Origin of the sequence: Paenibacillus sp. FSL H7-0735 (assembly GCF_038008505.1) — a bacterium.
Taxonomy (GTDB): Bacteria; Bacillota; Bacilli; order Paenibacillales; family Paenibacillaceae; genus Paenibacillus_AQ; species Paenibacillus_AQ odorifer.
Genome location: NZ_JBBOZH010000001.1, coordinates 1,278,948 through 1,300,725, shown reverse-complemented (window position 1 = coordinate 1,300,725; position 21,778 = coordinate 1,278,948). Strand labels below are relative to the sequence as shown.

Genomic DNA, 21,778 nt, shown 5'->3' with positions numbered 1-21,778 from the left:
ATTAGAGTTGAACTGAATGTATAGGATTGTTAACTATCACAGGTTTAAGTTTACTAACTATCTTCTGTGAAGCAAATGATGTAGTTCCTTCATCAAACATTAGCGCGGCAACTTCACCAGCTGTATTTGTGTAGTTTATTATCAGATAATAGGTGCTTGTTCGTTTTTCCTTACTCTTAGCTCTCGATCCAACAACAAGGCCAATCGGACCAAATAACAAGCCACCTGCAATCCCTTTAGCTGCACTACTGTGAACGATATTCGCTATTTCTGTATCAGTTTTAACCTCGGCTGCACGAATTTGAGAATTAGTAATATTAAATTCAGTGCCCCCTCCTATAATAGAGATGCCATCCCGAGTAACCGCTACCTTGCATTGTGTCTTTTCGCTAATTGGAAGTCCCTCGACATGATGCAATAATGCGGTAGCTTTGATTCCGAGTTCTTCGTTCTTTTGTTTAATCTCTTCTGCCTGCTTTGATTGAGTTTTAATTACAAACCCAAGAAAGAAACAGATTAGAGTCATTACAATTGCAACGCCTTTTCCATCCGTTTCCGGAACGGCGAAAGTAAGTATTGTGAATATTAGAAATAATACCGATAAAATAAACATAATTCCCGACAAAATGTTGCGGAATGCTTTCATATTTCCACTCCCGGAGGTAATATTTACTAACAATATACCAAATAGGGAATGAATGGTCTATTACTTTTTACGTCCTTTAGAACTGGCCTTAGACGCTTGTTTCTTTTCCTTATCCACCCGGAGAGAGATCATAGCATATATAGCAGCGCGTTCCCTCTGTCCCATCGCCATAAGGTCATGCGGTAAAATGTGAAGCTCATGGAGGGCGTAGTAAGCTAAGTTAGCCTCACCATCACCCTCCTCTATTAGTTTTTTACTTCTTCTATTTGTTCATTGATATCTTGGTCAAAACCGTTTAGTGTCTGTACACGTTCGCTGAGGGCCGAGAATTCGCCAGGAAGCAGCATTTTGCGTAACAGAACTTCTGAACCAAGCACTCCATAGGATTTTTGAATTTCTGCGTTTTTGAGATCCGGATAAGATACAGAAGCCACCACCATTTTTGCCATGTATTCATTAGCATCCATTTCAGATGTAAATTGTCCGTATTTACCTTTGGTTCGCTTCGTGGCAGCCTTACGAAGTTCTTTATTTTCTTCTTCAGTGATACTTCGTAGCTTCCAAGGAATCGCCTTTCCATCTTTATCTTTAAATCTAGGAGAGACCACGAAATCCTCTGTAGTCTCCACCGCTGCATTTTGTGCGTAGAATGCTGTAAAATCTCTCATATTATTAATTCCTCCTGAAATTTATTTTAATTGGCTGGCGGGTTAAATGCTTGACCCATATCAATATCCTCAAAGGTAAAATCAATATCCTCTTCTAGTGCATCAGACTCTGTATCTAGTGATACCATAACCACACTATCAAGGTTCACGCCTAGTAGAGTAATTGTTTGAGACCCAATGGTAGATCCCGGATCTTCATTAGTTACCGTAATATCAAAGTTGGTATCTCTACCCGTTTTGATATAATCGATCATCAACTGACGGAACCGACTAGTCATATAGTAGATCGTCATACTACCGGTACCGGACCATCCAGTAGTTTTATGTTGCGTACCGCGGCGGCCCAACGTCTTCACCTCAGCCTTTTCTTTTTCAACAGAGGCTTCAAGAGTCTTGATGTAGAACATTTCCTCCACCTGACCGTTGATTGTGGCGTAGGCTCGTCCCTCTTGTCCACTGATTGTTTCGCTAGCCTTTAAGAAACCCACTTTATCTCACCTGCACTTTCATATATACTTTTTCGATACTATCTACTGGTTGAATATTGGCTTCCACGTAGATGGCATCTGAATCAACACCAGGAAGTACCGTGATATCCGTCTGAGCATCAAAATTTTGAATGGCATCAATCCCCTGCAAGCTATCCAAATAGATAACTGCCTCTTTACGAAACAGAGCTCGACCATCAACATTATTTGATACCTTACCGATGTAAAATGATTCAAAGATACGCTTCAGATCATTCGCAATACCATCCAACACACGGAGCACACGGTTTTTTTGAAGTTGTTTTCCCTTCTTTGGAGTGTAAGAGAGGAAAGTATTAATATCCTGTTCTATCACAGCTCGATTAACGGAAGGGGTAAAAACAAATTCCCCAGCTTTTAACGCTGCCTCAATTTGAGTGCTCGTATACCTCGGCGCTACATCTACAGCATCGTCGTATGCCGAATAAGTAAGAGACTCATTCATCTCAGCTGCTGCCGAAGCACCAGCTACCCAAGCAGTGGCCTGCGCTGCTGTAAGTATGGTCCCGTCTGAAAGTACCACGCCATTCTTGACGCTGATTACACCTTCGAAATCGGCTACAGGGTAGTTCTCAAGTGCTGCCTGTACCTTTTTACCCTCTGACTCTCTCAAGCGCCGTACAAAGGCAGCATACACCGCTTTGAGTGCATTGTCCGTGGATGTCAGTGCCACTGTCTGGAAATCGTACAGCTCTAGTGCAGCTAGATATGCAGTATGATCCGCATTAGTAACAGTGCCATTTGCACCACCAATCAAAGGAGCTCCAGCATTTGCAGTTAGTGTGCCGGTCCCGCTCCATACAATCCAGTCATTTGGGATGAGCCCCGCAATATTAGCGACTACCTGCGTGTCCACTACTGCATTATCCAGCAACGTTTTTACATCAAACTTGCTACTATCGTCGATGTTGGTTTGAACGACAACCTTCAGGCTATTACCTCGCGTACCACCGTATCTGGCTGTAGCCACCAGAGTGCCTACTGCTACAGTCGCTTTAACTCCTTCGTTAAGCTTATAAAGCAACACTGTACGCGCTCGTTTCAGTGCCTCACGCACTAGCAATAGTTCCGGGGCTGTAATGTCATACCCAAGAGTTTTGAATGTATCCTCACCAGCTATAATCGGTGTGATGACCTTAGCCGCTCCCCATGGGAGAGTTAGCGCTAAAGAGGTTATTCCCCTACTACCAACCGTACCCAATGACCCGCCAGACGTTTCCACGTTATTATATACACCGGGTCTTACTTTATTTTGAGTTGTCCATGTTCCACCGGCCATAATCTATTCAACCTCCTTGTTCTTAAAATCTTCGATGACCTGCTGTGCCTCAAACGCTGTATACAACTTTTCCGGCTCCAGCAGCGCCGACAGGACATCTTTATCCTGGTATGAGTATTTGGTAGAGTTTAAGAACTGCTCCTTTGTATACGAAGCCTCAGGAGCTTCAACACCTGACTTTTCATTTTTCACACTCACTTAATACCGCCCCCTTGCTTCATTGTTTTCATTTTTGGATCAGGGGCCATGTCCCGGATCAGATGGACGTTGAATTGGATGAAGAAATGGAGTACCCCATCAACAATTTCGTGCCGCATCTTAGTACCACGGTACATACCACTGTGTCCACTTACATATTCCAGTTCTGAATATAGCCTTTCGGCCATAAGTTCACATTCTTCCCGAGGAGCTTTTGAATCTCGATTCGGGAAGTAATGAACGTCAAATGGATTGAAACGCTGATACCGCCGATTTATACCCCGAGCTTGGCTACCTTCTAACAGCAGCACAAAAAAGCAAGGCTGCTGCATGCCCTGCTCCACTGCTTCGTCATAAACCGGATACTCCGGAGTAAATAACGATAGCTTTTTTATGAGTGCGTTTTTTATATCCTGCATACTCACCGCCCCATATGCTTATTAAGGAATTTCTGAAACTTCCGTTCTATGATAGCTGGCATTTCCCTCTCCAACTCCTGCTCCGATAGCGTTAACATAAACCTACCGTTAACCCAACCAGTACGGAGACGGGTGACATGCCCGAATTCCACATATAGCGCATACTCCACGTTATTTGTGATCTCAACATGCACCCCACCGCCTGGTAACTTTACCACCTGACCGATCTGCCATCCCCGCCGCAAGTCTCCAGTCAGCACAGGAGTACGTGCTATAGCCTTTGCCAACAGCCGTCCAGCCAATTCCCGGATGCATTCCTCCATGAAGGCTGGGAACTCTTTCTGCATCTGAACCATGCTTTTGTGAAGCTTCTTCACATTAGAAAAATCGAACTTCCCCATACTCATGCGTTCAGGACCTCTTTTAGCTTAATCTCCTGATGAGTGGCATACCTGAATGCCTTACCCGCCTGTTCTCCCTTGAACTCCATGCCATTCTGCTGAACCGTGATTCGGCTCCCTGGCTTGATAGTTATATCAGGGGAGATAAATAACTTGGCATCATAATTGACCTGATCCGCTGTCACCGTTTGTGTGGTAGCAGGTAAGGATGACTGAGAGAGTCCACACGGCTCGTCAGCAAACACAATGACAGGCTGCTGTCGTGTTTTACCGCTCACTGGATCTTTTACATCCTTCATTTCCGAAACAGTACATAGGCCTTCATAGGTGCTCTCAATAGCTGCTCGTTCCAGCTCTACACAGCCAAATCCCATGATTACCACCTCATCCTGCGAAAAGCGATTAACTGAGCTTCATAGTTCCGGATAAACGCCGCTCCAGATCCCACAGTAACAATGGCTTTGGCTGATCCAAATGCCGTGGTCACATCACCGCGTTTGATACTTGTAACCGCTGGCGCAGCCAGTTCAAACTCAGTTGAATATTTTGCACGGTAATAGTCCTCCGCGATTTGTAACACCACAGTATCCAGCTCGCGCGGAATCGATGTGATGTTACAAAAGGTCTTAATGGCCTGAATGATGGATTCTAGCGCAAAGGTCAGTTGGAAATCCTTTGTTGTAGTCTCAATCGGAATTCCTAACAGTTGCTTGAGCTTAAAAAAATATTTAAGATGCTCCTCCATCAGATACACCAGCTTTCAGGACCACGGCAAGCACATCCTCACGCTTAGATGCTTCACCCAGGTCAATGCCATGTTCTTTAGCATGAGCCTTCAGCTCCGCTAGCTTCATTTCCGACACTGCCGGAGGCCCCTCATCCTCTATGAAGGTGACATGTTTCTCCAGACGTTCATAGTCCTTCTCCGTCACGCTGAAGGACTCGCCTTTTTGGAAAAGCTGGCCATTGTGCCGGATCGGGATTTCCTTGACTTCCACTTTCACGCGATTTCCTCCTTAAGGGCGGCGAACCGCCCATCGATTAAAGTGCAGTAGCTTGGAAAACATTATCTGCTTCCGGAAAGCTTGGTAACGCTGTAGCGACCGCCTTCGTCCAGGTTGCTACAGGGTCCTTGCCTTCCTCATAAACCATGGCCAAAACCTGCCCCACTTTCGTAATATCGATCTGCGGGTCGCGCGCCAAGCGAATCTCTTCAGCGGTTGGGCCGTAAATCGTTTCACCCAGTGTGTCGGCACCAAACAGAACGATCTTGTTCTGCGGGAAATAACGATGCGTTGTATAGGTACCATCTGCATTTTGTCTACGGTACTTGTTATCGTTCACCGCAATGGTTGGCAGCTCATGCTGTGTCAGGAAGGCATTCAGATCGGCACGAGTCGGTACGCGCAGCGAATTGTTGCCGTAAAGGGCGCCGATGATATTCGGATGCCGAAGCAGCGCACTAAGCAGTGTGGATGATGTCAGCGCACGAGCCGGCTTCTCGTCAAGTGCATCTGCCCACCGTTCCAAGTCACCAATCGGATCGCTGTCCGGATCTGTCCAAAGAGATGTTCCTGACAGGATTTCTTTATGTTCATTCGGAACGTGATAATCAATAACTAGACTTAAGCCATTTTCATTGATAGGAATCGTACCAATGGCCAGAGCAGACATTCGGAAGCGTTCCACCTCTGCCCGGACGCCATTGACCAGTACGTCAATATCGTTGTAAACCCGGCTCATCAGATATTGCTGCTCTTGGGCTGTTCGAGGATTCTCCAGCGCAATGATATCCTTTTCTTTCATCTGCAGCTTACGCTTAATGAGCGCCAACTCCAGAGCTTCTTTGCTACCTTCACGGCTGCCGATTTCAGCTTCCGTGTCAAAGCCGTGTACACTAGCAGCGACAGGGAGACGACTTCCGCCCTTGATCATGTCAAATTCGAGAGATTCGCGTTTAACCTCGGGGAACAGAGTCTCACCAAGAAGAGCAGGATATTGCCGATTCTCCAAGTAATTTAGAATTTCCGGTTGTGTGAATAGTTCAAATACGCTCGGCATTGTCTTAACCTCCTATGGATTGCTTAAATTTAATTTTTGAATTTGCTGCCAGCGCTGTTTCAGCTTCAGCGATTGGAGCTACGGGCAAGCGCTCTTTCAGGATCCAAGCCTCGATAATAACTGAACCAGGTTGTGGTCCTTCTGTTACGTCGGTGTCAGTATAGGTGATACCGATCGCCGTGTTATCGTTAGCTGGATATACTGTGCCAGCGGGGACAACCTTACGTCCTTGTGCATTAGCCGTTACGCCCACATCGCTTATTTGATAGGTGTGAGCGATAACATGTGAGCTGGCCAAAAAATTAATTTCACTGACCGTTGTCTTACCTTTTACGTATGGCATTTGTTAATCTCCTCTCTGATTTAACCCCATGGGTTATTTGCAGCAGCCGGCGCTTTACCAGCATCATTGGCCGCCTTGGCAAAGTCTGCGGCAACACTGGTATCACCGCCGCCTTTGGACTGATCCTTACCATCAGGCGACTTGAAGCCCTTAAAGGTCGGTCCCTTGTTCTCCTGTTTTTCGGCAAACAAAAAGCCCTTGCTCTCGCGCAGGGCCTTCACTTGGTCGTCCAGCCCGCCTTTTACCGCGCCGTTATCGTCCAACTCGATCTTTGTTTTGTCCAAAAGTCCTGCAACGATATCCGGATCATGTGCCTCACCAGCCAGCGCCAGTTTGAGTGCCGTGGTCAGCTGCAGGTCCTTCACTTTGGCCTCATAATCCGTCTTGGCTGTCTTGTTCTCGTCTTGCAGCTTCGTGATCTGATCCTTCAACGCCTGGTTATCGCCGGCAGCCTTCTTCACCTCTTCAAGTTGACCTGAGGCTTTGTCACGATCTTGTTCAGCCTGCTTCTTCGCGTCGTTGACTTCATCAAAGCGGGCTTTTGGTACAAACCCCTTCAATTCATCAGCAGAAGCAGCGGCGGCCTTATCAGCCAGATCATCCGGTAATCCCAGTGAAACAAATTGCTCTTTATTCATTAACGATTCCTCCGTTTCATCTTCGCTTGTTATCCCGGTCGCGTCCGGTGATGTCTTGTTCTTTAACGTCTGCAATACCAAAAAGACGGCAATATAAAAGCACCCTCGCATATTGGAGAGTGCTTCATATACCATATTTTCGTTTGATTAATACCCATTTCAATCCTTCTTCGCGACTCAATCGCCGCTCTTCAACCGAATTAGCATCAAGAACACCTATAGGATACTTCGGCAGCTTGTCCCGCTTCTGAAGATACTCAAATCTTACAGCGCTGATCTCGTCCACCAAAGCGTCAAATCGTTCGCCCAGCTTATCACACTGTGGGGCAAAAAGTTCAGCGATAGCCGCTCTATTCTCTTCTTCCGTTCGCAAGATCATCACTCCCTTCCATATTGTAGACCCTCAATCAGCAATACCAGCTGCTCCATGGTCAAATGCTTGTCATCGTAACCATTCATCGCGTCTTCAATCGTAAGTCTACTGAGATACAGATCCTCTGCTTTATCTAGCAGTAGATTTATATCATCCTGGCTTAGTTCGATATCTCGGGATTTACTTAATATAAATAAATTCGCCTGATCAACCGCCCGCAGTTGTTTCAGTTCTTTTGAAAAGAACATGTGAACATCTTCTCGACTGAACGACCCGCCAGGATCCTCGCCGTTTGAAGGGTGATTATGGGTGACAATACTATCCTTGAGCTGTTCGGGCTTGAATTTTGTAATATCGACAGCTGCCTTATCTCCCTTAATATGGAGCGCTTCGCCTTTTTCTGTGAGAATAACAGCATGTTCTTCTGGTGCGTTCCTAATAGCTTTCTCAGCATCCTTTACATAGTTGCGGCCGATATCAGGTTTAGACAGATCAATATTACCTAGTTTACGCGGAATGTCTGGCTGCAGCTTCGGTAGATCCATCTTACTGAGGTTAATCAGCGGTGGTGCAATCTTTCCGGTTTCATCATACCATTTCTCTGGTTCCAGGGTATAGATGCTTTTCTCAGGAATTGGAATATCCTTTGTTGGCCCGCCCGGGATCTCAATAGTAGGTAATGGCGTTTCCGGGACCTTTTTGGCCGGAGTCTCTACGTTAACCGGTTCAGCGGCTTCCGGGGCGTATTTCTCAGCCCAGTCGTTGTAATTGATATCTTCCGGCACCTTGTACGTCTTGCCGTCATCATCCCGAGCCACCCGCTCTTTTATGTTATCGTCATAATGTGGAATAGTTGTGGACCGACAGTATACATGCATAGGTGGAAAGTTAACACCTGGCTGAGCATCTGAGACATCAAACACTTTGCCGTCAAGGTCCCGACAGGTAATCGAAGTCCGCTTATCCAGTGTAGCAGTATAGCGGTATTGTTCTACCCCCAGTTCCTTGAACCCGGCAAGACTGGCCTGACCAGCGAAGTAGGCCGATTCCGTCAGTATCAATCTCTCGGCGTTCTTGCGGGAGACTCCCAGCCGATCCTGTAGCTGCTGAACCATTTGTTTTGATGTATCCCCACGGATAAGCCCTTGAGTAAAGATGTTCCGTAGTTCTCCATTCAGCCGTACACGATCAGTCCATATCCGAGAACTGAAATTGCTGCCATCTGGAGCCCAAGGTGCAGATAGAATAGCTTCGAGCTGCCGCTTATCTATCTTAGAGAATGACGCTCCTATACCAATACCCTTTTCCAGTTCAAAGATACTCTTATAGTATCCATCCTTATAAACGTTGCCTAGTAACTCTGTTGTGCCTGCCAGACGCTTAGCCGATAATTCCTCGACATGTTGCTTCATCTGCAATTGAATGGATTCTAAGCGGGTAACACGTACTCTTATGCTGGCATTCTCTAGTTCCTTCATCCATCGCTGATCTATAGCATTCTCTTTACCCCGAGCAATGTAATCCTCTACGGACCACTTGAATTCTTTCAGCTCTCCTGCCTTAAGAACTTGCTTAGCAGCGGATAAGCTAACGATCCCATTATTATCTGCAAATCGCTGATAGAAATTGTTAACGTCCATCTGGATGGATATTTGAGCCTTGCGGTATTCCTTTTGCATTGCTTTGTTAAATGGTACACCCTTATTCAGTAGCGATTCATTCAGTTGCTCCATTCGCTTAGACCAGTAGGCTGCTGACTTCATTCGTCATCATCCTCTTCCGGCTTAGCTTTGTCACCGCCCGGATCTGGAGGCAGACCGTAATCATCCATCTTCTTCAGCTCTGCCTGTTCTTCAGCCTCAATCCGCTTCAGTTCCTCTTTGGTGTTCGTAACCCATGGATGATTAGCCACGATGGTTTCCTTGGAGATAACCCCCATACTGTTGCTGGCGTCGGTGATCACCTCAGACTCGTTAATCGGCATATCTCGATTGAAGATAAACGTCACAGTTTCCTCAGAGTAATCGTTGCCTTTTACAGCTGCCAGGTGGACGTCGATGAACCAAATCAGCTGCTTAAGCCCCGCTTGAAACTCGTTCTCGATATCATTACAATCCAGATCCAAGTCCTGATACAAAGAACGAAGGGCTATACCAGAAGGAGCGCTGGAAAACTTGTCTGATTGGGTGTCTACCCCACGCCCAAACTCAAATATGTCTTTGCGGGTCATCTCCATATGGTTTGAGTACGCCTCAGTATCCAGATCCAGGCTAATCGTATCCACACCACCGTCACCGTCCACAAAAGCCACGCGGAAGCGGGAAATGTTCTCGCGGAACTCGCCGCCACCCTGGCCGCTGTAGTTCTTGACCACGTAGATACTGTTCGGCAGGTCCTCCAGGTTGTTACTGTTGGCGGATTTTTGCTTATCATAATCATCGACCTGCTTCTTGATCAACTCAATCAGCGGCTGCTCCTCAGAATTGTATTTGAAGCAGATAAAGGGTACCCGCTCCCAGTTCAGAGGCTTTTCTCCTGTACCCTCGACCACAGAAAGATGATTCCGCTTCTCCAGCTGCTTCAGCTTACCCGCTTCCTCTTCAAATATCTGAACGCCGTCCAGATCCCACCATTCGATTCGCTTGACCGTCTGCTTTTTCTTAGCCACATATCCCTCAATCTCATAGGCTCGTATAAAAGCAGCCAATTCTGTATGTGCGGCATCCTTCCAGATCGGCAGGCACTCTTCCGGATTCAGCCTCATAAAGACCAGCTCGCCCGTGTCCGTGTAATACGGATGTAGCCAGGCCTTGCCACAGTTAACCGCATCCTTGCCCGTATTCTTAAACAACATTTTAAAATCATCGTTGAAGAATAGATCCAGTTCTGATTGATATTCCGGCTTTTTCGTCTTCGGTAGAAATGGCTTGGATAGCAGATAACCTACCTTCTGATCCACCAGCTTTCTTACAAATCCGTGAGGAATACGGTTATCCGCCAAATTGTCAGCAGCCACCATTCGCCCCTCTGCATCTATTGTTTTTCGGCGTTGCTCCAGGATGTCATTCTTTATCCGATAATACTTCTTGCCGATTAGCATCTGCTTCCGCTCATCAGATCGTTCCCAAGCACTAACCTCAGCCTGGATGATTTCCTCCAGCGTCATAGGCGCATTAGCATCCAAATTCTCAAGAATCTGCTGTAGGGTTTCCATGTCCTTTTCTCCTTCCCTGTTATTTCTTGAACGATACGCCGGAGCGGTCCATATCACCCTCCAGCGCATAGCGACATTGGTCGATACTGTGATTGTCCTTCTCCTCCAGCTTGGCGCGTGGATTGCCATCAGCGTCGGTTTGATAATCAATATCTTCAAACTCTTTGGCTGTATGCGGTGTCCGCTTCGAATCAATCACGATCTCTTTCAGATCATCCAGCCATTTCTCACCGTATTCCACGCTACCCGGTCCCTTCTTGGCTCCCCGAATGCGAATCCCGTAGGTTTTCATTTCATCGATGGATTTAGGCTCGGCGTTGTCCGCTGTCGTTATCACATCGTGATACTTCCGTGCATTGATCCACTCGGCCAGCTCCCTGTTACTGATCTTCACCCCATACCGCTCATCCAGAGCGTACAGCCGGCGGCGTGTCTTATCATAATGCCAACGGCCAAAGGATACCGGGTCCACGCCGTAGCCCCAGTCAATGCCCTGCCGAATGTTATCAAATGATTTGATCTCATCATCTGTAATTTCCCTGAACACCAAATTATCGAAAGGCACAACACCACTCCCAATCGCTTCTCCAAGATATTCCCACTTGTACCGCAACGACAGCCCGTCTTTGTCGATCTTCCCCTTGGTCTTTGCTTCTGCTGCCTCTTCCAGAAAAGCCTTGGACAGATGCGGGTTATCCAGGTATGTGGAATGATGAACATAGGTGTTAGCTTGCCTGAACTGGGACTCATATTTCTTGTTGGTCCAGTTCTGCTTGCGCTTCGGTGGGTTGTAGCTATAATAAAAGGCGTAAAAAAGACCATCCGGTAGCTCCGCGCGTAACACGGAGTTTTCGATGGTCGTAACCTCTTCTTCAGTTTTAAATTCTGCCAGCTCCTCAATCCACATGATCGCAATTGGAAACTTACTGACCTTGATGGATTTGAGCTTCAGCGGATCGTCCGCACCTCGAAATATTATCCTATTACCACGAGGGAGATAGATCAGCTGGAGCGGCGATTTCAGGACACGCCAATACGCTGACACACCTAGGATCTCGATGGCCTCTTTCAGCTGCTCAAACACCGATTCTTCCAGGGTTCGAGCAACTTTACGGATGACCAGTGCGGTTACTGGATACTTCATCACATCCTTGATGACCTTCAGCCCGATATGCGTTGACTTGGCAGATCCGCGACCACCCTTTAAGACATGCCTCAGATAACGGTGGGAATTGGACGCCTGCCAGAAAGACTTAAACTGTGGCGTAACAATCTCCGATAACTTAATCTGCTGCATCTGAGCCATCTCCAATATCATCCACAATCTGTACACCCATTGTTCCATCAATCTGTTGCCGATCTACCCACATCCCGTATCGTTTTCCTAACAACTCAGCTGCCTTGATACGGTTCGAACCATCCAGTTCCTTTTTCACCAGCTTTTGTTCCCCCATGCCTAGACCTAGCGGGAACTGCTCCTGTTCCTTACCGCGTAAAACGTTGCTTAGAAACTCCAGAACCTCATCTTGCTTGGCTATCCGCTTACTGTCCTTCTCAGCAATACGCACTTCGATGTATTCACGTATATGGGGCTTTTGTAGATTCTCATACCCGATATCCTTTGCCGTCCTTTTACTGTACCCAGCTCGTAAAGCTGATTCAGCCGCATTGCCAGTTTCTATAAAATAATCTGCAAAACGTTTTTGTTTCTCTGTTAGTTTCATGGCATCTCACCCACCTGCCTTCTTATGATTAGTCTTAATTATTTTGAGACGAGATTGAAAAACACAAAAAAGCCCAACCTAAAAAAGATTGGACTTATTACATATAGATACTTTACAGTTGTAAAGTATCATGTTATAATTAATATATCAAGAGGAGGTGATAATGATGAAGAAACGAAGAGAAAGACGGAAAGAGGATAGAGAGTTAAACCTCAAGTTGACGATTGCAGTCGTCACCCTGATAAACTCCATCCTCACCCTCATCATCCTGCTCACCAAGTAGGAAATCCCGAAATCTTAGCCCCAAAAGGGGCTAAGACGTAGGGGATGAAAATCAAGGGCCGTCTTTCCTTCAGTATATCACACTCACAAGGAGCGATGAAGCATGACACGCAAAGGAAAAGTTACAGATTTAATGACTTATGCCGCGCTTGTAATCAGTATCGCCAACACCGTTATATTGCTGGTGAAATGGTAATGTACACATTCAACAGCAAGGAAGAACTAGCTGAGTGGATCGCACGCGAAATTTGCGGCGTCTCGGAAGCTATGGAGATACTGGAGTCTACCCGGCAGAACATTCACGGATTCGTGAAAAACGGTAAGCTCAAACCGGTTAAAGAAACCAAAAATGAACGTCTCTTCTTCCGTTCTGATCTTATAGAGCGTAAGGAAGCAGCAAAGGCGTATCACACTAAGAAGGACAAGTCCGGTGAGTAAGCCGGACTTTCTTTTTGTGATTCCTTATGAATGTTCAGCTAGTTTTGATGTTTCAGCCATCTTGCATTCCACCATCTCCGGTGTTGTTTTTGTTTCGCTGCAAAAGAAAAAGCACCCCTAAGGGTGCTTGTATTTATTCCTCGTCAGAAGCATCCCCTAAAAGGGCAGGATGCTTTTCGTCGAGATATTTTGTATAGTCCGCAGCGGTTAGAAGTTCTTTTATCTTAGAATCCAATATCTCCAAAAAACTATGACCTTCTGCTACTAATTGAAAGTCGCTGTGGTTGAAATCAATGATATGAATTTTATCTTCCATCCGCTCTTTATGCAAAAATAACTTTTTTGTTAATCCCACAGCATTTCCCCAACCGCTACCAGTAAAACCGTGGTATGAGAAAAGGAAGCCGTATCTTGAGTGATTAGAAACGAGTAACGAGTGAAACTTTCCTATCCAGGTGACATCAATAGCCTTATTGTAATTTTTACACTCTGATAAAAATATACTTCCTTTGAAAGGCAAATGTTCCTTAAAATGATTACCGATAAAAGTTAGCTCTAACAACTGATCAATCTCATTAGTTGTATTTCTAATATTTTTATGAACCTTAAACAGCCCTGTATTCTCAAGAAGAAAGACGACTAATTCCTCTAAAGCCTTCCCTTTATGCGTTGTGTTAAATGTCTTTAGTTCAGCCTTATCTTTACTTAGAGCTTTGGAATTAACATCAATAAACTTTTGTAGCAGGACCTTGTATTCTTCCATAACAGGATCACTTAATCTGCTAAGTTCTTTGTACATCTCTTCTACTTGGTTTAATAGTGCAAAATATTCTGAGGGATTTAATCCTTGCTTACTCATCCTTTATCACCTTAAAAACGACAATACTTGAGGTTAATGGTTCTAAAACATGGCCGTGTTCATCACACTCTATTTCTTCAGGAATTTTAGCAAGCGTCTCATATATTCCTCCGGTGAATTTGCCACATTTATGACAATATATTTCATAATTAATTTCTAGATACCCTAGATTCATTACTTCATTCAACACTCTGTATGCAAGAGTCATATCGATGTTGAGCTCTCTTATAAGCACACCTGGATAGATGTGACGTCCCTTAGGATACTTCTCTAGCAGAGTCAGTAATTTCTCCACCTTGTGAAGCGGCAGAAGACTCTTGTGCATCAAGCTCAGCTTTATTTTCGATAATGTATTTGGTGACATTATTCATCTTCTCCATATTAGTTTGACGTCCAAAGAAATTAAGCAAAGTATAACCCTTATTTTCATAATTATGCTTAAACTTCACAAGCATTCCTTCATTCTTTGCGTCAGCCTTCCACTTTAGTGAGATCCATGGCAAATCAGACGTGTCCTCTGTGTCTGCTATGAACTTGTCCAACAAATTCTTAATTTCAGGAGACTGTTCAAACAGTTCTTCATTAACTTTCATTAATTCTTTAAGTTCCCCGAGTAATGGCAATATGGGGTCTCCGTTTTCTGAAACATAAAGCTCCGCCTTTGCTCCTGAACTCATGCTCATTGCTTGAGAGTGGACAGCAACTTCATCTTGATCTTTTTTGTTGATGTAACTTATGACAGGAGGTATATTTATGTTTTCCAATTCAAAACCAGCTACCTCTTGGAACCATCCCAACACACCAAGAATCTGATTGTGATAAAAAAGGTCATCTTCGTATTGATAAAGACTTTTAGTTCTATCAAACCTTACCTCCAACACATCAAGATACTCATGATAAACTCCCAGAACAGTATATTTAATTCTCTTTCTTAATCCTGTCGGTAAGAACCCAGTTAGAATTTTAGTAAATTTAATTATCTTTATGTTTCCCATAGCAAACATTGTTGGAATAACCTCTATTGGATGGTTAACATCCAATACGTTATCATGAACAAAATCTGCAGATTTGAAGTCAAGCAATTTGCCTTCTTGTACCAACTCACTCAAGGCATTCTCTTGCTTTCCATTGACATTAAATAATGCAGAATTATGATAGGATTTCGAATACTCCCGTTTCTCTAAAGCTCTAATTACTGGTGGAAAAACAAGACCTTCTGTTAAACGTTCATCTTCCACAGTATCTGAAAGGTCAATTGTTTGAGCCCCTTCTTTAATCACCATTTTCTTTTTTAGTTTTACGACTCCCTGCTGTTCCAGTGAACCTAATAAGTCTTTCTGAATATACTTTGGGTATGTACTTGAAACTGTTTCAATCATTAGCTCTCTATACTTCTCTTCTCCAAGCGAACCAGACGTGGTAACTTCTTCTGTCATAAAACTCACCCTTCTTAAATTATCGTTACCTATAATTTACACTATATTCTTAATTTTGGCTATCTGAAACATAGTTCAAAAGGCCCTCCATTGCGGAGGGCCCTGTTATAGACATACGTATAGTGGGTCACTTGTACGGCATGTTGTACGGCAGTGCGTACGGCAAAATCACAAAAATTCCAATTGAATCTTTTCTTTTGCCCGGTCAATATAGCTTTGCACCGTGCGTTTTGACAGTTCAAGCTTATCCGAAATCTCCTGAAGCGTCAAGCCCTGCGCCATGTGTAACAGGAAGCAGGTGCGCTCTCGGTCACTCAGCGATAACAGCGCGTCCACCAGCTTTAACCGCTCAGCCTCTCCCATTTGTTGTCCTGATAGTTTGATATAAATCTCACGCTGCCTGTACACATCCGTGATCTCAGCACCTCTGCGGCTCCCTGGGCGGCGTCCTCTACGCATCCAGGTTAAGGCATACCTCATGTCTGCCAGCATCCCTGATACGGTCTCAGCCTCTTCTGCCGCTGCCGGATCCTTGAGATCCAAGGTGTCTCGGTAACGTTCTAGGCTATGGACATCTGTAGCGTACTGACAGATTAGGGTTTCTATCCAAGTTGCCTTTGTGGTTGTCTTCATGATGTCTGACCCCATTTCTGTGTTATTCTCCCGATGCGGATAATAGATTGATAATCTTGCGTGCTCGAGTCAGCTCGGCGATACTTCGGTCAAGCAGCTGCGTTTCACTGAATGGCTCTGCTGCTTGTTTTTGAATTTCTCGCAACCTACGGATGTCGTCTCGTAGGTCTTCTACAAGTTGATTCAGCATTTTTTCATTCTCAATCCAGGCTGTTTTTTCATGGTATAATTCATCACGTTCAGCCACCAGCTCATCGCGTTCTGATATCATACGGTTCATCTCATCCTGAAGCACCTGCAACTCAGCCCTCAACTGCTCATCAGCCTTGCCGGTAATCGCCACACTTCTCTCTGCCTCGCCTTGCCAGTGCTCTACTTCAGCCTTCAGTTCCTGAATAGCTTGCAGGTGTTGACCGATCTTGGCATTCCCATTCACATTCCGCTGATAGGCATCGTCAAACATTTGCTTTACTTCAGCCAGTTCAGTTGTAAGTCGCTCGTTCTCCAGTATGGATTCATCCAAGGCGCACTTTACTTGATCCAATTGTGATTTATATTCTTTAATCTTGTCATGTGATACGGATTGCTGCGGCAACGTCTCCTTTTCACGAAGCAGTTGGGTTTTGTCAGGTTCAGTAGCATAGCCGGAAGCTTCGCCAAGCTGCGCAAGCATCTCTCTAGCTTTATCAGGTGTAACTCCTCGACAGTCCCAGTTCTTAACCCAGTTGTACAGCGTGTTGTACTTCATCCCCCATGCCTTCTCGATGCTTGAAACCGTCTCACCAGTTGCAATCTGCTCTAAGAATAATTTCTTAGTTAGCCCACAGCTAGGCCCCTCTTTGCTCGTCCGTTGTCCTCCCATATCCTTGTCCTCCTCATGATTTAGGTGTCTTTGATCTGTTCGTGGGTTATGTGCTACCGGCTTTTTAAAGTTCACATCTCGTTTTGTTGCTGGGTACTTCTGCCGGATCTCCTCCAGCTCTTCAGGAGTTAACGTGTATTCTCTCGGCTTACTGGTGCCTCTCGTACTGTATTCAACCGCTCGACTTGGTATAGGTGTATTGGCCATCCTTAACCCTCCTTTTCATTGCAGAAGTCGTACCCCACTTACGCTGCCGTTTCCTTGGTGGTGCTTCTGGGAGGATCGTGTAAACCTCACCTATCACCACCCCATTATCGTCTGTGATGATGTCCCAAGGGATCTCCTGAAAGAAGGGGTCTGTTTCTTTGAACACGTTTTCCATCACGCTTTTTCTAACTGTACAAAATAAAGTCCCGTCACTTCATCGTGTCCAACTGCATACCTCTTTCTAGCAACGCCCTTATGATCAACCCATCGAAATAGGGCTTTACTGTTTGTGGCCATCGCCCCACTCTTGCCAGATGTCGGCAACAACTTCAACCCTTCATCACCTTTACGAATGATTAGCCGTAATAATTTTGGATTAACACCGATTTGAATATAGTCGGCTACTTGAAGCTTTAGTAAATCTGCTGCCCCTCTGTTGATGTGTAATCCCAGCGAATTGATGCTTACACTGGGTTCAGATACGGAAGTTTCTGGTGTATACCATTCAACACCATCAAGTAAAGTAACAGCACCCACTGGCGGGCGACCTCTTCTCGTTTCATTGCTCATATTCCATTCCTCGCTTTCTGGATTTTGGATATAACTCCGTAGTTTGTGTTTGATCCGCGCTAATAGGCGGCTGGTATATGACTGTGAGACATTCAACATTTCGGCGATCTCTAATTGACCTTTACCTCGCAGAAGAAGTGTCATGATCGCGTACTCCCTAGTATCAAGAAAGGCGGCGAACTCTTCTGTCAGCATTTCGGTCTGATCGTCATCCTTACCTAGAACATCCAACAGCGTTAAATCTGTCTCTAGTTCAGCGTTAACAGCCTGGTCTAAAGAACGAATACCGCCGCCTTGTAGATATTCTAAGGTCTGATTCACAAGCTTCTGATCCATCTGCAACTCTTTTGCGATTTCTTCCGGAGAACTATGCTTGCACCTCATGATCTTAGCGGCTGCATAATATATTGCCTTAGGTGTCCTCACACTGGATGAATGCCTCTCTAGCAACTGCTGAATCATTCCCCGAATGTAAGACCCTGCATATGTCGAAAATTTGACTGGTGCACCACCGTACCCCTCAGGATCAAAGCGGTGGAATGCCTTAATCAGACCAATCGTACCCTCGCTGATTAAATCGTCATAGCCAATACTCGCGTTACAACGGTGTTTGTACTGCTTCGCAATGGAATGAACCAGCCTGATATTTCGTTGAATGATTTCGTCCTTGTAACCCAAGTTTGGGTTATATTCAACCTGAGCTCCCAAGGCCTTCACCCTTTCTGCTGCTTCTCGTAGACTTCTTCCAACCACTCCGTCAGCATAATCATTTGCTTAATCACCAGTGGGGTGTCCTGATATTTCTGACACATCGCCCCGGATGAATCAGCGACCCATTGCCAAAACTCAGGACTCTGCATGCCATACTGAGTAGCTGCGGCGTTGACTTGCTGAGTCCACTGATAGACATCCCAGAATAACGCCTTGTAGTCCATCAGCTACAACTCCTCGATTTTGATATAGATACCTGGAAGCGCAGCCCAGAACTTTTCAACGATTTCTGAAGCAACCAGCGCGTCGTCCTTCCAGTAGCAACAGTCGGTCATGCAATCCTTGAGTAACTTCTGCAGGTTGTCCGTATCGGGTCTTGTGTACTTGTACTCCCCGTCTTGATGTTTACCAGTAATCGGGAAGCACCACTTCACCGTCAACCTGATAGCTCCTGTATATTTCCGCGCCGGCACATGCTGACCCAAGTGGGCCATCAGCTTTGCTCGTGCTGCCTTCAACTCGTCAGGCTCGTAGAACACTGGTTTGCCATTCACGACTGTGACCTGTTTCTGCTGGTGCGTGACAGTAGGCGGAGATTTCATTGGCATGAAGAATTCAGTCATCGTTGTCGCCTCCTGTTGTGATACCATTTTTCAACTTTTCATTTCGCGGCGGGTTTCAAATAAATTTAGGGGAAGGGGGAGGGGGATTTTTATACCCCCTCCCTTATTCCTTATATATTTATATAGTGGTCGCCGCCACAACTTGCGGCGACCATACACGTATCAAAATCCCCGCAACTTATTGCAGAATTGCGGCAATCATGTTTCGCAACTTGCGGCGATCATAAAATCATGATCATTGCAAGTTTTTGCGGTGACCATAAAACAGTGATTGCCGCCGCGATTACTCATCTTCTTTTTTGACTATACGGAAGCCGTTTGAACGATCGATTTCATAACCAAACTTCTTAATCCAGTCTCTCACGGTACGTTCAGCAACCTCTTTTCCTGTAGATGAATACCACGCGATAATATCCAATACAGTAGGCGGTTCACCAAAATTACAATTACTTACGGCATCTGCGAATTCATCAGCCTTGCTTCGACGCTCCGCTTTCGCCTTATCCTGACGCTTACCTGTTGCCTTCTGCCAAGGTGGCTTTGAAGACTCCCCATCTGGATCGATGTCCTTCAGGCTGCCTACATCGTCTACCTTATGGATCGGATACTGGAACCACATGTTGACTGGTTCGAACTTCGGATACTCCCGAAGAGTCCCTTCCACACGCCAGGCTGAGCGGATACGAACGCTCTTGACCGCCTGTTTGACACCCTCTTGAGCTATTGCTATCTGCCCTGGAATGGCACGCTTGGCGTGATCCTCCATCTGCTTTGCGCTGAGTAGATCGTCCTGGGACACATGCTCCTGCAGGTAGTCTGGATTGTACTTCTCAAAGAGCTGCTGATACATCGCACAGACAGCCTTATTCTCCTCTTGCATCAATAACGCTTCTGTCAGATCTAACTCTACTAAATCGATAAGCGCGTCTGGATCACGAGCAAATACGCCACTGCCTGAAGCTCTGTCCATCGACTTCTTTCCACCTTGAGAACCTTTAGAGTGATGGTGGCAGTAAATTACGCCAGCACCCAGTTCTGTTGCTATCTTGTCAAACTGATTCGTGAAATGGGCCATCTGATCAGCGCTGTTTTCATCACCGGTTAACACCTTGTAAATAGGGTCAATGATAACAGCGATATAGTTTTTCTTAGCTGCACGCCGGATCAGCTTCGGAGCAAGTTTATCCATAGGTACTGTCTTTCCACGCAAGTTCCAGATATCGATATTGCCGATATTTCTAGGTGATAACCCAAGCGCGTTATACACATTTTTGAAACGATCCAAGGCGCTAGCTCTATCGAGCTCCAAATTTACATACAGTACCTTGCCCTTCGTGCATTGCCATGCCAGCCACTTCATACCCTCAGCTATGGCTATACTGAGCTCAATCAACGCAAACGACTTACCAGCTTTTGACGGTCCCGCCATGAGCATCTTATGACCCTGTCGGAGCATTCCTTCTATTAAAGGCGGTGCCAGAGGTGGCATGTTGTCCCAATAGTCCGCTAGGCTCTCCGGATCCGGCAGATCGTCATTAATGCCTTCAATCCATTCATGCCATTCTGCCCAGTTTGCTTTACCGATGCTCGTATCCACGATGAACTGCTTCTTCTCGTTACGCTCAATCCCAGGCATCCGCGACAACCGGGAAGGATTGCGGTTCTGATTGTCAACTGACAAGCCATTCTTCTTACAGACGGTATAGAGGTAATCCACGCGTTTCCGGTACTCGTCGTAGTTGGCAGCCTCTACCTTGACGATGGCATGTAGGCTTTTGCCTCCGCTGTACACTAATACGGCAATCGGTAGCTCCAGTTCACGCATAACTGCATTTTGCTTTTCAATGTCCATCGTGTCGGATTCCACCAGCGCATACCGGAATTCAGTCACATTCTCATTCTTGACGCCTTTACCATCCAGTGGATTAAACCGGATCCAAGCACCAGCTGCTGGATCGTAGTCACCTATTGCTGCTCCAATGTCGCCACCAGATTGATTGAGCGCCTGGATCAGCTCGCCAGCCGTTCGGTCCCAATTCCCCTTGGTAGGCAAATACTTCCCATCCTCGTTCTGCCAGGTATCTGTGACGTAGCCAACATTCTCGGAGGCTTCAAATAGAGCGCTCAAATACGTTGTTAGCTGCTGTACGGGATTCCAGTCGGACGGCTCGTGGATCTCTTTACCCTCTATCCAATTCTTATCGATAACAACATAATCGCCGCCGGCAATTTCATCGTCCCAATCCAGTTCCCGATCATTTGCAGACCGTGGCAGCCATCCGTTATCCTTGGCCAACTGCGTAATAGTCGCCCCTGTGACTGGATTACCGGTTCCTTCGAACGTCGTCCACTTCTTGAAGCACTCACCTGGATGGTAGCGCCCACCGTCTCGCCGGCTCCACTCGTCCCAGTCGCTGGCCGTGTAACCTTCATATTTTAGTGCCATGCCGACATTGACCCATTCCTGGTAATTCAGGTAGGACGGATCCACATGGCCAAGCAGGGCAACCAAATCCAATTTATGCTCCATTCTCTTCACAACCTTCATAGCGCTCTGATTTATTTTCCAAAGGGGTTATAAACCGCTCTGGTGGATCTATTTAATTCACGTAGGCAGTTAAAACCGGCTCAGACCTCCTGCGAGTTATGAATCCTGAATTTCAGCC

At 45.8% G+C, this 21,778-nt stretch carries 29 protein-coding genes; 2 read left to right on the top strand and 27 right to left on the bottom strand.

What is annotated here, in order from left to right; translation table 11 throughout:
• Nucleotide 1: 1 nt before the first annotated feature.
• The 18 genes from NSS82_RS05905 to NSS82_RS05820 form a co-directional block, all read right to left on the bottom strand.
• The gene (locus NSS82_RS05905) at nt 2-646 is read right to left on the bottom strand and encodes a hypothetical protein (RefSeq protein WP_076273913.1); all 645 of its coding nucleotides are present in this window, start codon (nt 644-646) and stop codon (nt 2-4) included.
• A gap of 245 nt (nt 647-891) precedes the next feature.
• Complete coding sequence (locus NSS82_RS05900; protein ID WP_076273911.1) at nt 892-1,314, bottom strand: phage tail assembly chaperone; 423 nt, start codon at nt 1,312-1,314, stop codon at nt 892-894.
• A 26-nt stretch (nt 1,315-1,340) separates the two neighbouring features.
• A complete protein-coding gene (locus NSS82_RS05895) occupies nt 1,341-1,802 on the bottom strand; it encodes a phage tail tube protein (RefSeq protein WP_076104535.1) in 462 nt (153 codons plus the stop codon).
• A gap of 1 nt (nt 1,803) precedes the next feature.
• Nucleotides 1,804-3,120, bottom strand: coding sequence for a phage tail sheath family protein (locus tag NSS82_RS05890; RefSeq protein WP_340960636.1), 1,317 nt, complete (start codon nt 3,118-3,120; stop codon nt 1,804-1,806).
• A gap of 3 nt (nt 3,121-3,123) precedes the next feature.
• Nucleotides 3,124-3,318, bottom strand: a complete 195-nt coding sequence (locus tag NSS82_RS05885) for a hypothetical protein (RefSeq protein WP_256718621.1) — start codon at nt 3,316-3,318, stop codon at nt 3,124-3,126.
• Entirely contained in the window at nt 3,315-3,737 is a 423-nt protein-coding gene (locus tag NSS82_RS05880; RefSeq protein WP_076273919.1) for a phage tail terminator family protein, read from the bottom strand. Before NSS82_RS05880 ends, NSS82_RS05885 begins: the two co-directional genes overlap by 4 nt.
• A gap of 2 nt (nt 3,738-3,739) precedes the next feature.
• Nucleotides 3,740-4,138 carry an HK97 gp10 family phage protein gene (locus tag NSS82_RS05875; protein ID WP_081386773.1) on the bottom strand — a complete coding sequence of 133 codons (399 nt, stop codon included), beginning with the start codon at nt 4,136-4,138 and terminating at the stop codon, nt 3,740-3,742.
• A 2-nt stretch (nt 4,139-4,140) separates the two neighbouring features.
• Nucleotides 4,141-4,512: a hypothetical protein gene (locus tag NSS82_RS05870; RefSeq protein WP_076273921.1), complete on the bottom strand. Its 372-nt coding sequence runs from the start codon at nt 4,510-4,512 to the stop codon at nt 4,141-4,143.
• A 2-nt stretch (nt 4,513-4,514) separates the two neighbouring features.
• On the bottom strand, nt 4,515-4,883 hold the full coding sequence (locus NSS82_RS05865; RefSeq protein ID WP_340960640.1) for a hypothetical protein: 369 nt from the start codon (nt 4,881-4,883) through the stop codon (nt 4,515-4,517).
• Entirely contained in the window at nt 4,867-5,142 is a 276-nt protein-coding gene (locus NSS82_RS05860; protein WP_076274084.1) for a DUF7210 family protein, read from the bottom strand. Before NSS82_RS05860 ends, NSS82_RS05865 begins: the two co-directional genes overlap by 17 nt.
• Nucleotides 5,143-5,179: 37 nt before the next feature.
• Entirely contained in the window at nt 5,180-6,199 is a 1,020-nt protein-coding gene (locus NSS82_RS05855) for a major capsid protein (protein WP_340960645.1), read from the bottom strand.
• Nucleotides 6,200-6,203: 4 nt separating this feature from the next.
• The gene (locus tag NSS82_RS05850) at nt 6,204-6,542 is read right to left on the bottom strand and encodes a hypothetical protein (RefSeq protein ID WP_076273929.1); all 339 of its coding nucleotides are present in this window, start codon (nt 6,540-6,542) and stop codon (nt 6,204-6,206) included.
• Between the two features lie 20 nt (nt 6,543-6,562).
• Nucleotides 6,563-7,315, bottom strand: coding sequence for a phage scaffolding protein (locus NSS82_RS05845; protein WP_341109720.1), 753 nt, complete (start codon nt 7,313-7,315; stop codon nt 6,563-6,565).
• On the bottom strand, nt 7,305-7,562 hold the full coding sequence (locus NSS82_RS05840; protein ID WP_340960648.1) for a hypothetical protein: 258 nt from the start codon (nt 7,560-7,562) through the stop codon (nt 7,305-7,307). The genes NSS82_RS05845 and NSS82_RS05840 overlap by 11 nt, the downstream gene beginning before the upstream one ends.
• Nucleotides 7,559-9,316: a minor capsid protein gene (locus NSS82_RS05835; protein ID WP_340960650.1), complete on the bottom strand. Its 1,758-nt coding sequence runs from the start codon at nt 9,314-9,316 to the stop codon at nt 7,559-7,561. Before NSS82_RS05835 ends, NSS82_RS05840 begins: the two co-directional genes overlap by 4 nt.
• On the bottom strand, nt 9,313-10,767 hold the full coding sequence (locus NSS82_RS05830; protein ID WP_076274008.1) for a phage portal protein: 1,455 nt from the start codon (nt 10,765-10,767) through the stop codon (nt 9,313-9,315). Before NSS82_RS05830 ends, NSS82_RS05835 begins: the two co-directional genes overlap by 4 nt.
• Before the next feature lie 19 nt (nt 10,768-10,786).
• Complete coding sequence (locus NSS82_RS05825) at nt 10,787-12,064, bottom strand: PBSX family phage terminase large subunit (protein WP_340960804.1); 1,278 nt, start codon at nt 12,062-12,064, stop codon at nt 10,787-10,789.
• On the bottom strand, nt 12,051-12,491 hold the full coding sequence (locus NSS82_RS05820) for a terminase small subunit (protein WP_076273447.1): 441 nt from the start codon (nt 12,489-12,491) through the stop codon (nt 12,051-12,053). The genes NSS82_RS05825 and NSS82_RS05820 overlap by 14 nt, the downstream gene beginning before the upstream one ends.
• 477 nt (nt 12,492-12,968) lie before the next feature.
• On the opposite strand from NSS82_RS05820, the gene NSS82_RS05815 reads away from it, so the two are divergent.
• Nucleotides 12,969-13,211 carry a hypothetical protein gene (locus NSS82_RS05815; RefSeq protein ID WP_076273446.1) on the top strand — a complete coding sequence of 81 codons (243 nt, stop codon included), beginning with the start codon at nt 12,969-12,971 and terminating at the stop codon, nt 13,209-13,211.
• Nucleotides 13,204-13,332, top strand: coding sequence for a hypothetical protein (locus NSS82_RS05810; RefSeq protein ID WP_256718575.1), 129 nt, complete (start codon nt 13,204-13,206; stop codon nt 13,330-13,332). The genes NSS82_RS05815 and NSS82_RS05810 overlap by 8 nt, the downstream gene beginning before the upstream one ends.
• A gap of 12 nt (nt 13,333-13,344) precedes the next feature.
• Here NSS82_RS05810 and NSS82_RS05805 read toward each other — a convergent pair whose 3' ends face one another.
• From NSS82_RS05805 to NSS82_RS05765, 9 genes are all read right to left on the bottom strand, one after another.
• Nucleotides 13,345-14,070, bottom strand: a complete 726-nt coding sequence (locus NSS82_RS05805) for an acetylglutamate semialdehyde dehydrogenase (RefSeq protein WP_076273445.1) — start codon at nt 14,068-14,070, stop codon at nt 13,345-13,347.
• Entirely contained in the window at nt 14,063-14,365 is a 303-nt protein-coding gene (locus NSS82_RS05800) for a response regulator (protein WP_256718574.1), read from the bottom strand. Before NSS82_RS05800 ends, NSS82_RS05805 begins: the two co-directional genes overlap by 8 nt.
• A complete protein-coding gene (locus NSS82_RS05795; protein WP_076273443.1) occupies nt 14,328-15,506 on the bottom strand; it encodes a hypothetical protein in 1,179 nt (392 codons plus the stop codon). Before NSS82_RS05795 ends, NSS82_RS05800 begins: the two co-directional genes overlap by 38 nt.
• A 168-nt stretch (nt 15,507-15,674) precedes the next feature.
• The gene (locus NSS82_RS05790) at nt 15,675-16,139 is read right to left on the bottom strand and encodes a sigma-70 family RNA polymerase sigma factor (RefSeq protein WP_178944278.1); all 465 of its coding nucleotides are present in this window, start codon (nt 16,137-16,139) and stop codon (nt 15,675-15,677) included.
• Nucleotides 16,140-16,161: 22 nt separating this feature from the next.
• A complete protein-coding gene (locus NSS82_RS05785; RefSeq protein ID WP_076273441.1) occupies nt 16,162-17,208 on the bottom strand; it encodes a hypothetical protein in 1,047 nt (348 codons plus the stop codon).
• 174 nt (nt 17,209-17,382) lie between these two features.
• Nucleotides 17,383-18,495 carry a sigma-70 family RNA polymerase sigma factor gene (locus NSS82_RS05780; protein ID WP_076273440.1) on the bottom strand — a complete coding sequence of 371 codons (1,113 nt, stop codon included), beginning with the start codon at nt 18,493-18,495 and terminating at the stop codon, nt 17,383-17,385.
• A complete protein-coding gene (locus NSS82_RS05775; RefSeq protein ID WP_076273439.1) occupies nt 18,492-18,713 on the bottom strand; it encodes a hypothetical protein in 222 nt (73 codons plus the stop codon). The genes NSS82_RS05780 and NSS82_RS05775 overlap by 4 nt, the downstream gene beginning before the upstream one ends.
• 3 nt (nt 18,714-18,716) lie before the next feature.
• Entirely contained in the window at nt 18,717-19,112 is a 396-nt protein-coding gene (locus tag NSS82_RS05770) for a RusA family crossover junction endodeoxyribonuclease (protein ID WP_076273438.1), read from the bottom strand.
• Between the two features lie 283 nt (nt 19,113-19,395).
• Nucleotides 19,396-21,660, bottom strand: coding sequence for an AAA family ATPase (locus NSS82_RS05765; RefSeq protein WP_340960655.1), 2,265 nt, complete (start codon nt 21,658-21,660; stop codon nt 19,396-19,398).
• Nucleotides 21,661-21,778: the final 118 nt, after the last annotated feature.

Excerpts from the sequence above, each read along its gene's own strand:
- NSS82_RS05905 (WP_076273913.1), bottom strand. The coding sequence starts at position 646 with ATGAAAGCATTCCGCAACATTTTGTCGGGAATTATGTTTATTTTATCG.
- NSS82_RS05900 (WP_076273911.1), bottom strand. The coding sequence starts at position 1,314 with ATGAGAGATTTTACAGCATTCTACGCACAAAATGCAGCGGTGGAGACT.
- NSS82_RS05890 (WP_340960636.1), bottom strand. The coding sequence starts at position 3,120 with ATGGCCGGTGGAACATGGACAACTCAAAATAAAGTAAGACCCGGTGTA.
- NSS82_RS05880 (WP_076273919.1), bottom strand. The coding sequence starts at position 3,737 with ATGCAGGATATAAAAAACGCACTCATAAAAAAGCTATCGTTATTTACT.
- NSS82_RS05875 (WP_081386773.1), bottom strand. The coding sequence starts at position 4,138 with ATGGGGAAGTTCGATTTTTCTAATGTGAAGAAGCTTCACAAAAGCATG.
- NSS82_RS05870 (WP_076273921.1), bottom strand. The coding sequence starts at position 4,512 with ATGGGATTTGGCTGTGTAGAGCTGGAACGAGCAGCTATTGAGAGCACC.
- NSS82_RS05865 (WP_340960640.1), bottom strand. The coding sequence starts at position 4,883 with ATGGAGGAGCATCTTAAATATTTTTTTAAGCTCAAGCAACTGTTAGGA.
- NSS82_RS05855 (WP_340960645.1), bottom strand. The coding sequence starts at position 6,199 with ATGCCGAGCGTATTTGAACTATTCACACAACCGGAAATTCTAAATTAC.
- NSS82_RS05850 (WP_076273929.1), bottom strand. The coding sequence starts at position 6,542 with ATGCCATACGTAAAAGGTAAGACAACGGTCAGTGAAATTAATTTTTTG.
- NSS82_RS05845 (WP_341109720.1), bottom strand. The coding sequence starts at position 7,315 with ATGGTATATGAAGCACTCTCCAATATGCGAGGGTGCTTTTATATTGCC.
- NSS82_RS05835 (WP_340960650.1), bottom strand. The coding sequence starts at position 9,316 with ATGAAGTCAGCAGCCTACTGGTCTAAGCGAATGGAGCAACTGAATGAA.
- NSS82_RS05830 (WP_076274008.1), bottom strand. The coding sequence starts at position 10,767 with ATGGAAACCCTACAGCAGATTCTTGAGAATTTGGATGCTAATGCGCCT.
- NSS82_RS05825 (WP_340960804.1), bottom strand. The coding sequence starts at position 12,064 with ATGCAGCAGATTAAGTTATCGGAGATTGTTACGCCACAGTTTAAGTCT.
- NSS82_RS05820 (WP_076273447.1), bottom strand. The coding sequence starts at position 12,491 with ATGAAACTAACAGAGAAACAAAAACGTTTTGCAGATTATTTTATAGAA.
- NSS82_RS05815 (WP_076273446.1), top strand. The coding sequence starts at position 12,969 with ATGTACACATTCAACAGCAAGGAAGAACTAGCTGAGTGGATCGCACGC.
- NSS82_RS05805 (WP_076273445.1), bottom strand. The coding sequence starts at position 14,070 with ATGAGTAAGCAAGGATTAAATCCCTCAGAATATTTTGCACTATTAAAC.
- NSS82_RS05795 (WP_076273443.1), bottom strand. The coding sequence starts at position 15,506 with ATGACAGAAGAAGTTACCACGTCTGGTTCGCTTGGAGAAGAGAAGTAT.
- NSS82_RS05790 (WP_178944278.1), bottom strand. The coding sequence starts at position 16,139 with ATGAAGACAACCACAAAGGCAACTTGGATAGAAACCCTAATCTGTCAG.
- NSS82_RS05785 (WP_076273441.1), bottom strand. The coding sequence starts at position 17,208 with ATGGCCAATACACCTATACCAAGTCGAGCGGTTGAATACAGTACGAGA.
- NSS82_RS05775 (WP_076273439.1), bottom strand. The coding sequence starts at position 18,713 with ATGGACTACAAGGCGTTATTCTGGGATGTCTATCAGTGGACTCAGCAA.
- NSS82_RS05770 (WP_076273438.1), bottom strand. The coding sequence starts at position 19,112 with ATGACTGAATTCTTCATGCCAATGAAATCTCCGCCTACTGTCACGCAC.
- NSS82_RS05765 (WP_340960655.1), bottom strand. The coding sequence starts at position 21,660 with ATGAAGGTTGTGAAGAGAATGGAGCATAAATTGGATTTGGTTGCCCTG.